The following is a 14,733-nucleotide window of genomic DNA, read 5'->3' on the forward strand; positions in this document are numbered from 1 at the left end:
CTGGCTCGATATGAGTGGCATAAGTTATCGCGGGAGGAGTGAAACGACGGAATGAACCGACCGAAGGGAGAACGCCCAAAAGTTCAAAAGTTCAAAAGTTCAAAAGTTCAAAAGTTCAAAAGTTCAAAATGAGGATTTAACAAAAAATCCCCACCTTTAAAAAGGCAGGGATAATAGTTTATTTAAGAACTTGGATAGCAAGGCTAGCAATAACACCGACAAGGGTAGTGACAAGCAACCAGTTCATACGGTCAAACTTCTTGTCGAATTTAGCTTCTAACTTCTCAAAGCGCTCATCGACCTTTTCAAAGCGCTCATCGATTTTATCAAAGCGTTGACTAGTACGATTCTCTAGCGCCATGAGTTCTTCACGCGTGGCGTTATGTTGAGCTTGGTCAAACAACAGTTTGAGCAAGTCTTTTTGAGTGATGTCGTTATTGTTATCTTGATTCATATGATTCTTCATTATCGTTCCCTTATTGGATAATACCTTAAAGCGGTGTTTTTTTCATCATGTTTACACGTAAGCTCAAGGTTGAAAATCAGGGTTCTACCACTTGCCTAGCGAGTGTGCGAGTGGTGAGTTGTAGAGCTCTTATTTTTGACCTAGCTTGAAGAGTGTGAACAAGAAGAAAACAGAGCGAGGGCATTGACCGTAAGGGTTTGTTGATGAAGTTGAAGTAACAAAAGCGTTTCACCAAAGATCAGGGTGTCAGACAAGCGTATCACGCCACGCGTTGGGTGATTGTTCGCAGGAACTTAATGCCACATCGAGCTGGCTCGATATGGGTGGCATAAGTTATCGCGGGAGGAGTGAAACGACGGAATGAGCCGACCGAAGGGAGAACGCCCAAAGGTTTAAATTCATTGAGAAGCGATTGAGGCTTCCAGGTAATTAACTAATGCACAATGGTCTTTAAGAACTAATGGTTCAACAGAGCCTAAAACACTCTTACTGACGATCTGTTTTGTTAAAGGCAAAGACAAATTCACATATTGTTGCGTCACAAACACGATTTGAGAGAAAGTGGGTTCATTCAATACGAGCGGTTTTTTACCTTTAACCCTAATTTCAAAACGTTCGACGATATAATCTTCTTCGTCGCCTTTTTCACACACCCATTCATCCACTTTTAGCACACATATATCCTAATCCATTACAATTAAGGATATTGTAATGGGGGGTAGGTAGGGAATTAGTAAATTATCCTACGCTAAGCAAAAATTCCCTGATTGCATTTACCTATTGCCATTCATTTTGGTTTCGCAATATGTTTTTGCAATGCTGAAAGCAATATATATAGGTTCATCATATTTCATTGCACAAACGTTCGTTTGTGCCGTGGCTAAAAGCTTTGCACTTCCTTAACGTAGGATATTTGCCGTTTTCCCTCTCTACCCCTAATGGAAGGAAAACGACGATTTATTGAGCTTTGATAAGTTATTGATATATTTCTCAAGACATACCATTCACGACACGGGGAAGTCATCATGCAGCTATGCTGCATGATGACAATATGGCATTAAAACCCAACAGGCATCCACTTAGCAAAATGGGCTTTCTGCGCTTCTGTCAGCGATTTATCTGCCCCATCTAGCCAAACATCCATCTGTTTGACTAAATCACCCTTCTTGAGCGAATCAGAGCTTTTTAGCCATGTATCTGACATAACAGGACGGGCAATATCGACCAGTGAATCTTTATCAATACGCTTGAGGAAACTGTCCGTACTTGGTCGCCAGTAGTCAGCCGCATCAAAGTCCAATCGCTGAAAAAGAAATTCGTTATAGGATTGCTTATCACCAACCATTGATGGGGTAAGCATCAAAGCGGTGGCAAAAGCGACTAGCTTTTGCTTTTCGTCTGCATCGAGCTTAACGAATGCCTCAAAGCGTTCAGGGATAGATTTGACCTCTAGCCATGAGGTATCCAAGTTTTCTTTGTGCGCTTCGATACGGGCAAGGGCTTGATTCTCAGCAAATTCGCCCTGCTTTGGCTCAACGTTGGTTTGATTTAATGAAATATCAATAGCATGGCTTGAGTGAAACCCTGCAAGAGCTTTTACGCATAGGGTATAGTGCAAAATATCAACCGCTAGGCTACTTTGTTGCATGAGGGCATGTTTCGCCATGACAAGGCGGTGCGCTTTTAAGTCTTCTGTCAGTGCGTTTGAGTATTCTGTTACTGGTGTAACCGTACTTGCGCTACCATCTTCATTTTTGCTATCCGTGGCTTTGTTCGATTTCTCAGCTTGCAAGACTTTCAGTGCTTTACGCTCAGATTTTGCCACCAAACCTTTAATCACAACAATCTCACCGTTATAGTTAAGGGTCAGAATGCACCCTGCTAAGGCTTTTTCCGCTTTCTTGTATTGACCTTTGTTACCTTGTAACTCCAAGTAACCTTTCGTTTCATCGTAACTACGAGTTAGCTGAATGTCTATCCACTTCCACCCTTTTTCAATCAGCTTATCCGCTTCAAGTTGCATTTTTTCAGTAGCCAGTGACTCCATTAACGAACGGTCTTCAAAGTACACCTCGTCAGAGAACAGATCGGTAGTGATGATCCCATCGGCTTGCTCATAGGCTTCTTGGCCAACAAATTTAACTAAGTGACTTGAAGCCTCTAATGCTGTCTCTTTAAGCATATTGCGCACTTGATTATCATTGTGCCAAGACTTGTCTTTTACTTGTTCCCATACTTCAATTTGACGCTCTGGACTGGCAATGGTGAACAACATGACACGCTCAAGAGAGACACTGCCCTCACGGTACGCATCGAGGATAACGGACTCAACCGCAGCCAATTTCATGCGCTGATGTACATACAACTGAGTTTTCCCAAAACGTTGCGCGACCGCCTCAACCGTTGCCCCATTTTCAACCATGTTAGAAAACGCCTCAAATTCATCGACAGGGTGCATAGCAGCGCGAGTAAAGTTTTCAGTCAACGAAATTTCAGTGGCATACACCTTTGCTTCTTCTTCGTTTAACACTTTAACGGCTACCGTGTAATCACTCGCAATCTGCCCCGATTCAATCAGTGCATTTAAAGCCGTCAATCTTCGCCCACCGCTGATAATCGGATACAAACCCAATTCATCCATAGGTAGAGCCACCAAGTTCTGAATTAAGCCATGAGCCAAAATTGACGCTTGTAATGATTCATCATCACTTTTTGATGCTTTACTTTTACGCACGTTTAACTCAGACATCACCAAAGATAAAACCGGTAGCATTTGATTATTAGAGATATCATTTTGTGCAGTTGCCTGAGCCTCCAGCGGCGATACGCTGGTCGTTGCTTCCTGTATAGAGTGAGTTTGGTATTGAGTAAGAGTGTTCATAGGTGTTCTCCGTTTTGTTGTTTAGTATCACTTCGCTTGTCGCCTGCTTTCTCCAGCTCGGCTCAAAACCGCACTTTGCAAGGGCGCGAAGCGGCTCGGCCCTACCTTGCAAATGAGGGAGTGAGTTGAGATTTTTAGAAAGCAGCGTCGATAAGCCGCAGTGCATACAAGAAAAAGGCAAACATTGATGGAGCACTCGCTCAAAACCATTACTCACTCTTAACAGAAAGCAGCGAAAGGCAACGAGGAAGAATGACGAGGCGTAGCGAACGCAGTGAGTGGAGTGCGTTGGGTGATTGTTCGCAGGAACTTAGCGGCACATCGAGCTTGCTCGATATCAGTGCAGCAAGTTATCGTGAGAGGAGCGTAGCGACGGAATGAGCCGACCGCAGGGAGAACGCCGTAAACAGACTCAAGCAACAAGCCTTTCCATAAAATAAAGCGGACTTCAAAAACCCCAAAAGTTGCAGCGCTGCAACTTTCTAAGGCATAGCAATCAAAAAAGTAAAAAAACATCCAAGTTCAAAGATGCATACTTTCCATCACGGTCAGAACCCCCTTAACGATCATTCCCGACACACAAAGCGTATCGGGGCGATACTATCAACATCCCTTTTGAGCATAAGCCTACGACCTTAAACGCGCGATAAAAAGAGAGGCGGCTAAGCCGCCTCTCTCTTAAATCCAGCCGCGCTCAGCGAAGGAAACCACGTTTTCGAATGAGACAACAAAGTGGTCAAGAACCTTGATGTCAACAAGTGATAGTGCATCGGCCAGTCGGCGCGTAATTCGACGGTCTGCTTGGCTTGGTTCAGCCATACCAGACGGATGATTATGAAATAGGATAACGGCAGCGGCGTTTTCAGCTAATGCTTTCTTAACCACCTCGCGAGGGTAAACTGAAGCCGCATCAATCGTACCAGCAAACAGCTCAGCGGTAGAGCGTACTCGATGTTGGTTATCCAGGAAGATAACACCGAACACTTCATGCTCTTTGGTTGCAAGTGAGTGTTGGCAAAAGGTTTTCACCAAAGTTGGAGAAGTCAGCGCAGGTTGCTCACTGATGATAAGTTTGGATTTTAGGATGTCTGCGGCATGTGCCAAGGTTGCTTGTTCCTCGGCAGTAAAAAGTGCGTTGTTGGTGTAGGTAATTGATGCAGTCATGGCTTACTCCTTGTTCATTTCGTTATCGCCTGACTGTCCGGCCTCTCTCCATCGCTGCGCTTTGACAAGGGGCGATAGCCCTAGCAACTTGTTGCTTTAGGGATATCGCGTGTACTTCCCTTGCAAACAAAGCGTGGTGAGAGACGGTTTAAAAGAAGGCGTGATAGACGAAAGAGCACGGAAAGCCCAAACAGCCTGGTTATCGGCGGCGACGATTCGAACCTTGTGCCGTCACACGCTGACGCATCGACACGTCATACCCAAACTCGCCAGCTATCTTCAATGCCTCCACTGACTTTCTCTTGAAACTGCGCTCAAAGTAGAACGTAAAAAGGCGAATGTATTCTTCGTAAGACGTGCCACTCTCGATGCTGGCCTGCTCTGAGAGGTCTTGGATTTTCAGGAAAAGTGAACGAACGTTCATTTTGTGGACTCCTATCTCTTGGCTGAATCGGTGCGAACTGACTTGATAGCCAGCTCGCACAACGGGTTTACTCTGCAATGACTTTTTTATAGTTGGCTCGGATAGTGCCTAACACAGTGGAAGATTTGCGCATCTTATTGATCATGCACTGCACGTTCCCTTTTGCGCTTTCTAGCGTGTCACCAAAGCCCATAACAACCACTTCAACTTGGTCACATACATTGTCGATTTGTGCTTCGGTTAAATCCGCCCACTTCGTTCGAACCATATCCGCATAAAGGTGTACGCTTCGATGCTCGACTTCATCAAACACTTCATCTAATGTTGAGGTACCACGCTCTAGAGCCGATGGAAACTCAGTCTCAGGGAAATATTGACGCTCCAGCGCTTGCAACTCAGGCCCGACAGGACAGTCAACGTGACACAGCATTTTAATCGCGGTCAGCTTGATGGCGGTGATATTAGTCAGCATGTTACCGGTGACTGCATCGATGCAGCGACCAACAAACTCATCACTGTTACGACGGATATTCAACGTAGATAACTCAGCCAGCTTATCCACGTTGCCATATTGAGCCAACAAACATTGACCAACAAACCCTAGCGCATTCAAGAACACACCATGCGAAGAGATATAACTAGTGCGAAACTCATTGGCGGAGTCATCCCAACAACGAAAAGTTTGCCACAGTAGCGGTTTGGCACACGCTTGCCAAAACTCTCGTGCTATTTCGCATTGCTCATCAGTTAGCTTGCTATTAACTTTGACACCAAGCAACCGAGCGGTTGCGTCTTTCAGAATTTTGACAGGGAACAAGTAATCACTATTTTTACCAATCACGTTACGCTCAAAGTCGACCAAACCAACGAAGACGGTTAAGTTGTTTGCCATGTGAACTACAAGCTTTGGTAAATCGTCACGTTGATTGTATGTGTCACTAATACTTGTGCTCGGCTTCACAGTGTGGCCGTTAATGTCAGAGAAAGCCTGCTGACGCTCAGGCAATGACATATCTAAAAACAACATCAAGGGGATATTGTGACCACGCAACTCTACATTCTGTTTAATCGCATCGATGATGCCTGTGGTTCGATGCTGACCATCAAAGAGCAATATTTCGCTGTCCATGCTTACCTTTAATAAACCAACATTGGCATGCTCTGACTCGATAAACTCAGGACGTTCATTGATCACACCAGTCAATGACGTCAACACATAAGTATCGAGATTATCTTGAATGTATTGTGAGACCTTTTTCGCGCGAGTTAGATTAACGTCACGCTGAGAGCGCGCCAATACATTACCGGAATCAAACGCTACCAACCGTTGCAACACACCAAAGGGGGCGTTGATGGTGAAGAACTCACGTCCAGCTTGGATACCACGTATCGCAGGGATTTCGAAACAATATTCAGACATAATAATGACCTCTAAAACAATTAAATGATGATGTTTCTTAAAGCTGGCCATGCCAGGCTTTTTTCATTTCTTTGATGGTTCGATAAGATTCACTGCAAAGCCAATCTCCCCATATGGAATAGGTTTCAACGAAGTACAACGGCTTGCCGTCCACAACGGAATCGCTCAAGCAGTGATAGACATGTACTTGATACTCACTTGACCAGTTATGGACATTGCATTTTTTGCCCTCGTCGTAAAAGTCAAAACGGGACTTAGGTGTGATAACCGCTTGTTTCCTAAAGTCACGACGAGTTAACTCTGAGAGCGCTGCAAAATAGTTAGGCGTTTTCATGCTGACTCTCCTTTTGAACACGGCGATGGTGCGGCACTTTGGTTGGCTTTGGCATAACACCAAGTTTTCGTAACTCCCAAGCTTTCGCCATGATGGTATGAATGGTTCTGCCTAACGCAAAACTCACTTGCTCAGGCCCATCCACCACGTAACGGTCTATCAGGTACTTTTGTTCGCTGGTCTTCCATGGCAAACCATGATTGGGGTGATAGTCTGGGTGATATTGCATTCGACCGTTTGTGTCGTAAGTCACTGGAATATTATTATTTTTCATCACTCTTCCTTACGAAGCTAAACGGATATCGAAATTGAAGCCTTTGCAATGAAAAACCTCACCACTCTTTTGAAAACGCAAGCCTGGGTACACAGAGCCGTAAGAGGCATACATGACCATCTCTTTTGCGCTCTCGTGTAAACGCCATTGGCCAAGTTCCACGACGTTACCTAGCTCTAACAACAACTCATAAACATCATGACGTTGAAATGCACGCTGACCGATATCAGGAAACTGAGTCTTTATCGCTTCACGAACTCTCAACCCTTTTAAGTCAGCCACATCATTTACTTGCTCAGAACTTTGACCGCGACTGAACATTTTTAAATGATGTAGACGTTGAGCTAGCTCTAAACGTTGTGAAGAGGTAGTGGCCGAACTCGCCACCTCTTCAGACTGACGCATCACTTTAAGCTGCTGACGGAGCGGCATATTTGCGGTGTTACCAAATAACTGTGTCATGTGAAATCCCTCCACTTAAAATTCCGAAGTACCGATCCAATGACCTTCTGAATCAAAAGCATCCCATTGTTCGCTATTGATAATGGTCTCGTTTTCATCCACTGAATCTGCCGTTCCTTCCCAAGATGGACTCACACCTACAGGCTCATTGTTAGTAAGCTGATTGTGGTAGACCTTAACCAGCGAATGTTTAAGTACCGCACTGAAAAACTTATTCGGATGAACATGATCGGTTTGCATCACAAATTGCATAGCCACGTCCTTGCTCATGTTCCACACGTTCGTTTTTAGGTATTTAAATGACGCTTCATTATTTGAGCCTTCACGCTGTGCGATAACCTGCTTAGATTTACGATCAATCAGTTGAATGAAGCCGATTTGAGCCTCGGACAAAGAGATATCATTTTTTGGTGAGCTTTCGTCTCCAGCGGCGAAACGCTGGTCGCTGGTCGTCAATTTAGAGAGAGTTGGGGTTGAGTGTCGTTGTGCCATCTGGAGTTTCCTTTCTGTTTGAGTATCACTTTTATGGAGCCGCTTGGCTGTCCATCCCTCAAACATGGTTCTTCTCTGCAGGGGCGCGTAGCGTTCATTTACCTTTGCAGATAAGGTTCTGATTTGAGGAGGGTTAACAGCGCTGCGAGCGCCATCAAATGATGCGAGTCGAAAGGGAAATCGGCACATAAGACAACAAGCCCTTACTCGAACTTAATTGACGGCAGTGAAAGCTTTTGAGAGGAGGTACGACGAACGGCAACGAGGAAGAATGACGAGGCGTAGCGAACGCAGTGAGTGAAGTGCGTTGGGTGATTGTTCGCAGGAACTTAATGCCACATCGAGCTGGCTCGATATGAGTGGCATAAGTTATCGCGGGAGGAGCGTAGTGACGGAATGAACCGACCGTAGGGAGAACGCCCAAAGGTTTAAGAGCATGTACTCAAGAGCCTTTGTGACACAAATCAATTTCACATTTTTAATGCAAAAACTCTCCGTAAGAAAATAGAGTAAGTATAAAAAGCATTAACATTACACAAGAAAATTTAGAAAGTTGCAGCGCTGCAACTTTTTATGACGGACAAACCAACACGAACTCAACATTGGATATTATTTAGGTCGATTAAAGTCAAAAAGTTGGTTAATGGGTACTCCCATACATAACAATAGACTCGCCCATGTACCAAAGTTCATTCTCATAATAAGCCTACCAAAATGATCTTTACTGTAGCCAAGTAAATCAGCGACATCTTGACGAAAGAGGCCAGTGACGGAATCTTTGCCATAAAAGAACTTTACGATTTTCTCATTAGGTTTAACAAAGCTTTGAGCATTATAGACATAGTTATTTAGTATTAATCGCCAAAGTTCATTGCTCACAGGCTCTAAAGACTTCTTACCGGAAGTAAAGATAATATCTCCCCCTATTGCTATGCGATGGCCATCCTTATCAACAATATTGCAAGTAGCAATAGCAACAAGCAATCCGAATGCTGAATACTTAATAGAGCTTATTTGGTCAGGGTTATCAATAGCATTTTCCTTCCAACGTCTAAATGTTCGCGCATCAACACCAAAATTTTTGTGAAGATTTATCACGTCACAACCTAGTTTACTGGCGGCTTTTATCATGACTAACTCAACTTCTTTTACAGTCGGCTGCTTCCAGTTCACTGCTTGTTCAAAAATGGTTCGCATACTTACTATCTCTCTTTATTACCGCCCTAATTAAGGCGGTATTTCTTGTCACACATTAAATAACGATTGCTTTCAAGGCTTGAACATCATTCTTGTTGATTTTTAATGGTTGTTTTTGCCCTTTAATACGAATCAACAAGTCACCATCAACCTGTTCAAATGACTCCATTTCTAAAAACTGACGTTCTTTACTTGGAGGGGAGGGTTGACTCTTATCGTTTGATGGCTCATACAACACCACACATTGATCAACAATGGTGTCAAAATCAGAGAGTGTTTTGAGAGAGGTAGGGGTCATAGACTCCAGATGCTCGGAAATTGCCTTTTCGTTAATACTGAACCCTTCATCTTTAGCACGCTTTAAATGAGAGTGTATTATTGTGGCTAACTTATCTTCGCACTTTGTATTGGTTAACGCTTTAGTAATAAGAGGCGATGGATCAACTTCACCATTGTTCAGTTGGGGCTGTGTTGCTTTCAACTTTTTTGAAGGCTTCAAGTTTCGGACAATTTCTCTTAGTCCACGTTCAAACAGCTCTTTTTCTCGAACTTTCAATAAGTATTTTGAGAAAGCAGATTCATCGACAAGTGAATACAAATCCATCAACAAAATAAGCATGTTTATGTTTTGCGAAACACCATCTAAAGAGAGTTGCTTAATGGATTCAGGAGCTAATGCGAGTTTCATTAAGCGTGATGTTTTCGTTTTATCATACCCAAGCATTTTCCCAACATCTTTAGCGGGCAACTTAGCAGTATAAGTACTCACTAGTCGTTCTAACGACTCAGCTTCACGAACAAGTAATAGATCATTTCTGCCAACATTTTCTGATACTTGTACGAAAAGCTTATTCCAAGCTTGCTCAGGATTTGAAAGTTCATCATCAAAGTCTTGTTTCAAGATAGAACGAACATTCAAGTTATGCTCTTTACATGCAGTCCAACGTCCTTCGCCAGCAACCAACATGTATTCACCTCGAATAGAAGGGTGCTTCCTAATTATGACTGGTTGAGTGTTACCCTTAGTCTGCTTAATGGAATTACTTACTTTCAAGAACTCTACAGGATCTCGTTCCTTCCTTGGTTGATTTGGATCTGGGTGAATAAACTCCCAAGGCACTAACAGTATCTCATCCTCTACCTCAATTTTTCGTACTTGTTGCTTTGGGGGTAGGGCACTTAAATCCGCTTGTTGATTTAATGTTTTTTGAGCTGTATCAGCCGCTTTAAGAACAAAACCATTCATAATTTAACCTCTTCAAATCCCAATAGTTCAAACACCTCTTTCTCAAACAAACGAATATCTAAAGCGACCTTTTCGTTTGGTGCGTATTCATTAACCGATAACAGATCGATTTCAGCTTGCATGACACATTCAGCTTTTCTAATACGATTTTTAGAAACAGGGATATCAGTTAGGGTAGGGAGGTCTCGAACAAGTTCACGAGACAATTTTGTTTGAGCGCTATATTTGTTGACGACAATAATCGCTTGCATATTGCCCCTAGCTGCTTCTAGATAATTTTCAGCAGTTTGAATAAAGCGATATGTTTTTCGAATTGCCACGGGACTCGGTTCGACAGGAATGATTAATAGATCTGTTTTGGTCAGAATCTTATGATTTAACGTTTCTTGAAAATTATCATCATCCCCTTGTAGGTCAGCGTTCACACCTGCGGTATCAACCATAATCAAATCGTAAGAATTACGATACACATCTAACATTTTAGGAAATGCTTTTTCATAACCATTAATCACAGTTAGGTTTTCGATGTCTCTATTTCCATAATCGAGCATTGTTCCCGACTTCTCACTATCCACTAACAAGACATTCAAGCCTTTATTAGCAGCATCAATAGCGAGATTAGCGGCTTTAGTCGATTTTCCTACGCCACCTTTAGAGTTGGCAACACTTACAATCTTACCAGTCATTTTGTCATCCTCATGGGTAATGCCCTAATGGGCTTAATGTCAGCAAGGAAACCTTGCCACACAAGGATAATATGCAAAATGACCGCAAAAGACAACAATTAAATGCATTGTGTCCGTAAAAGTTGCAGCGCTGCAACTTTTGCAATCATCCCACTTTACAGTCGTTGGGGCGAGTTCACCGTTCCCCAAACCCTCCTAAACAAAACCTAAATTCCCCTTAGCTGCCATTATGATTTCTGAACTGTGCAGAAGTAGTATTTTTGATTACTTGCTGCTGATAGCTAGCTTCACCTAACCCTAGAGTTCTGTTTTGTTCATTCTGTACTGCTATGTGATTGGTGTTTTTAGATGTACCGTTTGGTTTCCCAAATACATAGTAATAAAAACTAATTAACCAACCATAACCTCACCAGTTTCCCTAACGGCGTGTACTGCTTTTTTGAATGCTTTCATACGAATCACTCTTTTCCCTCTAGTTTTGCTCTGTTAGCCTAACTAACCAATCAGAGTCTTGATCTCTAGTAAGCACACCAAGTTCAACTGCGGCATCGACTAGGTGTGCTGCGCGGTTGTAGCCGAACCCCATGAAACGTTGGATTCTAGAAATACCAAATGCTCTACCTTGAAGTTCAGGTGTTTGTTTGAGAGCTTCTAAATCACTGTCTAACATTGGATAGCTCATCGCCAATTCTCCTATTAAAAACGTTTCAATGTTTTATCGTGATACTTCATGGTTGCCGCACCTATAGAGAAAGTACTTACAACAAAGAAAGCAAACCAACGATAATTTAGATATTTGGTTACGGCTGATAATGCATCGGTTGGTACTGGTGCTGTCCACGCAACAATGAAGCTGATTACGCTACCCAACATAAGAGCAACGGTAATAATTATTCCTGCTTTAATTTTCCAATCAAAGAACTCAAAAAACATGATGTCTTTTTATCCCTTTTGTTCGTTGTCTTTGTTTGGTAGGCCATTCACAGCGTCTAAGTCACGCTGTTCACCCGCCTTTGCTATCCGTGATAACTGGCGTTCGGACTTACCCCAACGTTTTGCGATTTCTTCAAACTTCCAACCTTTAGCGTTTGCTATAAGCTGAAACTCTGTAATATTTCTACCTGTCATATATGTCTAGTATATTCCAATTTAATTACCTGTCAAATATGTCTAGCTCACTAATCGCCAGTATTTCGACTCTCAGGAGCTAACAACGACTCAAAACGTTCTAAGTTTTTGATATTACACTCTTGATTGAATTTTTCTTCAAACCCTAACACTGTAATAAGCTCTCGTTTAGAAGTGGATAGTAAGTAAATAGCGTCCGTGTGCTCATTGAACATTTTTAGAAGAAACTCAATAGCATCAACTCGGTTTCGAGTGGATCTACCTTTCCATGCTGGCTCATGATGGAATAAACGATTCCTGAACTTATTTAATGCTCCCATTTTCTGAAATAATGTATTGAGTTTAACTCTCTTCTCTCTAGCGTTCGGGAAACACTTATCCAACTGTGTTTGCCATAGGTTATGATCTCTGTTGCGAGGGTTGTTGTAGTCTCGGTGTAACATGTGAACCCAAAATCCAAACGGTAATCGAGAAACAAGATCGTTACTGGTATATCGAGCGCCTACATCCTTTAAACACTGCTGTTCTGCAAAATCGACTTGTTTTCGAGACTCTTGACTTAGAGGAATTCGCTTATACCATTCATCATCTTCAAAGCATTCTGTTGCTGATTTATGGATTGAATTTCTCAATGTCACTTCAAGTAGCTGAACTACTGAGAAAAACTGAGACATTATACTTTGCATCGCCATATAAACGGCTATCAACTCACTATCAGATTTACAGTCGAGCACCTGACGATAGGTCTCTAGTTTTTCTGTAGAAAGTCCTTGCTTGATCTCTTCCAAATCCAAATTATTTGCCCTCTGTATCAAGGTTGTGTATTATTAGAAACAACTGAGGTTAATCCTCTTGTTGTGATAGCCCTGTCCTCTTCCGCTGGAAACAGTATTGACAACAGGTAGCGAGTTTAAGAGCCACCCTTTCGAGGGTGGCTCACTTGTTTGTAGCTAATAAAAGCACACTACATACACCCGTCATATATGTCTAGCATATTTTAAAAAGCCATATCTGCAATTGCTAGCATACTCACAGTATCTGTCTCTATAAGTCTTAACGTGGTTTCAAGGCTCTTATTTCCAAGCATCAAATGGATAGTCGGAACGTCTACTCCATGACGTTTAAGCCTTACAGCAAACGTGCGTCTACCGCTTAGAATACTAGGCTGATCAATACCAGAATCAGCCAACAATCGTTTGATGTGATTATTTAAAGCATTACAGTGGTAAGTCGTATTACCTTTCTCTGTGGTTCTATGCTTGATTTTAAAATGGTCGCCATTCCTACGCTTAAAGAATGGTTCATCAGCATCAAAAGCATTGTATTGATCGGGGTGATCACCATCTTTTAGCCGTTGCTCAATGTAGTTCTTGATAAGATTCTGTAGCTTAATGTTGGACAGATAAAAATCTCGATTCACATCGCCTTTAATGGCAAAGCATTTTGTTAGGTGTCCGTTCTTCTTAACAATGTCTCGAACTTGGATGCGACATACCTCTAGTGTTGTCATTCCACTACCCAAGAAAAATCCCATTAGACACGCATTAAGCTCTGGCTCTGGTGTCTGTGTAATGACTTTAAAGATCCAAGTTTTGTCTTTGTCCTCGATGAGCGTTGGTAGTGCCATGTGTGCATTTTCCTGTTTTGCATGAATAAACACACACGCTAACAGTGACAAGTTTAGAAATCAGTGATCTAAGGATTGGAATTGCTGGCTTTGGGGGAAAACGGATAAAGCACAAGATGTGGTGTAACCGGTGCGCGTAAAAGCCACTAGATAGAGTGGTGGTAAACTTTCGCTTAACCGTTGGTAAGTTTTGCCAAAAGTTTACCAATGCTCAACACAACAAACGCCTTCATGAATAGTTTAATGAGTCCTTGTTTACGTATGGTTCATGCTGGCTGCTATATGCTTGCATGTAGAGTCAGTATGAAGCCGACAGAGCGAAGCGGCGTCAGTATCACTAATATAGAGAAAACTGATCATTTTGAGGATTAAGATCAAAAAACCAGGCGAAACAAAAATGAATTACAAATCATTAACATTTGGTGGAATTATGTAATTAACTTTCAGAATGCTTTTAGGGGGGAAAGTGAAAAAAGAGGGTAGGTTTTTATCTCTTTTCTCGATTTTGCAAGTGAAGCTTGCAAAAGTTGCACTAAAGTAGCCTATTTAACATATTGTACATAACACGCTGCGAAAAATAGGATGCATAAAATTAGGGGTTATAAAGGGAGTTTAAGACTTTGAGACAATCACTGATGCTTAAGGAAAAATAAGGCTTAGCCCTGCTAGAATCTGTAATGCGTTGCTGGTTGAATAATACTCGAGCTCTTTGTGGCCGTTCCACTAAATCATGAGTATATGCGAGAGGGCTTCCTGTCGTATGACAAAAGAAAGTTACAGCGCAGCCAGCTATTTTGTTGAACTTATTATGATTACTGACTCTGTGCTGGCTGTGGGGCCCGTCAAAAGCTTTCTTTGTTCTTTTTTGGTTTGATGATATTGAATGCTTTTGATGGGAGGTACTTCTAGTCTTTTAGTTGGATCGATCAATC

At 42.3% G+C, this 14,733-nt stretch carries 19 protein-coding genes; all 19 read right to left on the reverse strand.

Annotation, left to right across the window (positions count from 1 at the left end; all coding sequences use genetic code 11):
• Positions 1–178: 178 nt before the first annotated feature.
• Positions 179–466 carry a hypothetical protein gene (locus AB6D93_RS22680; protein ID WP_154723703.1) on the reverse strand — a complete coding sequence of 96 codons (288 nt, stop codon included), beginning with the start codon at positions 464–466 and terminating at the stop codon, positions 179–181.
• A 398-nt stretch (positions 467–864) separates the two neighbouring features.
• The gene (locus tag AB6D93_RS22685; protein WP_235612458.1) at positions 865–1,140 is read right to left on the reverse strand and encodes a hypothetical protein; all 276 of its coding nucleotides are present in this window, start codon (positions 1,138–1,140) and stop codon (positions 865–867) included.
• 383 nt (positions 1,141–1,523) lie between these two features.
• Positions 1,524–3,347: a ParB/RepB/Spo0J family partition protein gene (locus tag AB6D93_RS22690; protein ID WP_154723704.1), complete on the reverse strand. Its 1,824-nt coding sequence runs from the start codon at positions 3,345–3,347 to the stop codon at positions 1,524–1,526.
• A 219-nt stretch (positions 3,348–3,566) separates the two neighbouring features.
• On the reverse strand, positions 3,567–3,863 hold the full coding sequence (locus tag AB6D93_RS22695) for a hypothetical protein (RefSeq protein ID WP_154723705.1): 297 nt from the start codon (positions 3,861–3,863) through the stop codon (positions 3,567–3,569).
• 162 nt (positions 3,864–4,025) lie between these two features.
• Positions 4,026–4,511, reverse strand: coding sequence for a DNA repair protein RadC (radC, locus tag AB6D93_RS22700; RefSeq protein ID WP_154723706.1), 486 nt, complete (start codon positions 4,509–4,511; stop codon positions 4,026–4,028).
• Positions 4,512–4,710: 199 nt separating this feature from the next.
• Positions 4,711–4,935 (reverse strand): hypothetical protein, encoded by a 225-nt coding sequence (locus AB6D93_RS22705; RefSeq protein WP_136987253.1) that lies wholly within the window; start codon positions 4,933–4,935, stop codon positions 4,711–4,713.
• A 67-nt stretch (positions 4,936–5,002) separates the two neighbouring features.
• On the reverse strand, positions 5,003–6,355 hold the full coding sequence (locus AB6D93_RS22710) for a DNA sulfur modification protein DndB (RefSeq protein ID WP_154723707.1): 1,353 nt from the start codon (positions 6,353–6,355) through the stop codon (positions 5,003–5,005).
• Between the two features lie 37 nt (positions 6,356–6,392).
• The gene (locus tag AB6D93_RS22715) at positions 6,393–6,689 is read right to left on the reverse strand and encodes a hypothetical protein (protein ID WP_136987297.1); all 297 of its coding nucleotides are present in this window, start codon (positions 6,687–6,689) and stop codon (positions 6,393–6,395) included.
• A complete protein-coding gene (locus AB6D93_RS22720; protein ID WP_235612460.1) occupies positions 6,676–6,963 on the reverse strand; it encodes a hypothetical protein in 288 nt (95 codons plus the stop codon). Before AB6D93_RS22720 ends, AB6D93_RS22715 begins: the two co-directional genes overlap by 14 nt.
• 9 nt (positions 6,964–6,972) lie before the next feature.
• A complete protein-coding gene (locus AB6D93_RS22725; RefSeq protein WP_154723709.1) occupies positions 6,973–7,425 on the reverse strand; it encodes a hypothetical protein in 453 nt (150 codons plus the stop codon).
• A gap of 15 nt (positions 7,426–7,440) precedes the next feature.
• Positions 7,441–7,917, reverse strand: a complete 477-nt coding sequence (locus AB6D93_RS22730) for a hypothetical protein (protein ID WP_154723710.1) — start codon at positions 7,915–7,917, stop codon at positions 7,441–7,443.
• A 609-nt stretch (positions 7,918–8,526) separates the two neighbouring features.
• Positions 8,527–9,114, reverse strand: a complete 588-nt coding sequence (locus AB6D93_RS22735; RefSeq protein ID WP_154723711.1) for a hypothetical protein — start codon at positions 9,112–9,114, stop codon at positions 8,527–8,529.
• 55 nt (positions 9,115–9,169) lie between these two features.
• Complete coding sequence (locus AB6D93_RS22740; protein WP_154723712.1) at positions 9,170–10,360, reverse strand: ParB/RepB/Spo0J family partition protein; 1,191 nt, start codon at positions 10,358–10,360, stop codon at positions 9,170–9,172.
• Entirely contained in the window at positions 10,357–11,046 is a 690-nt protein-coding gene (locus AB6D93_RS22745; RefSeq protein ID WP_154723713.1) for a ParA family protein, read from the reverse strand. The genes AB6D93_RS22740 and AB6D93_RS22745 overlap by 4 nt, the downstream gene beginning before the upstream one ends.
• Before the next feature lie 472 nt (positions 11,047–11,518).
• Positions 11,519–11,728: a hypothetical protein gene (locus tag AB6D93_RS22750; protein WP_017107329.1), complete on the reverse strand. Its 210-nt coding sequence runs from the start codon at positions 11,726–11,728 to the stop codon at positions 11,519–11,521.
• A 14-nt stretch (positions 11,729–11,742) separates the two neighbouring features.
• Positions 11,743–11,979: a hypothetical protein gene (locus AB6D93_RS22755; protein ID WP_154723714.1), complete on the reverse strand. Its 237-nt coding sequence runs from the start codon at positions 11,977–11,979 to the stop codon at positions 11,743–11,745.
• Between the two features lie 9 nt (positions 11,980–11,988).
• A complete protein-coding gene (locus tag AB6D93_RS22760) occupies positions 11,989–12,174 on the reverse strand; it encodes a hypothetical protein (protein ID WP_017086662.1) in 186 nt (61 codons plus the stop codon).
• A gap of 50 nt (positions 12,175–12,224) precedes the next feature.
• On the reverse strand, positions 12,225–12,968 hold the full coding sequence (locus tag AB6D93_RS22765) for a hypothetical protein (RefSeq protein WP_102258076.1): 744 nt from the start codon (positions 12,966–12,968) through the stop codon (positions 12,225–12,227).
• A gap of 203 nt (positions 12,969–13,171) precedes the next feature.
• Positions 13,172–13,801: a site-specific integrase gene (locus tag AB6D93_RS22770; protein ID WP_017086664.1), complete on the reverse strand. Its 630-nt coding sequence runs from the start codon at positions 13,799–13,801 to the stop codon at positions 13,172–13,174.
• Positions 13,802–14,733 lie beyond the last annotated feature (932 nt).

The organism is Vibrio sp. 10N.247.310.23, assembly GCF_041467155.1.
Classification (GTDB): domain Bacteria; phylum Pseudomonadota; class Gammaproteobacteria; order Enterobacterales; family Vibrionaceae; genus Vibrio; species Vibrio crassostreae_C.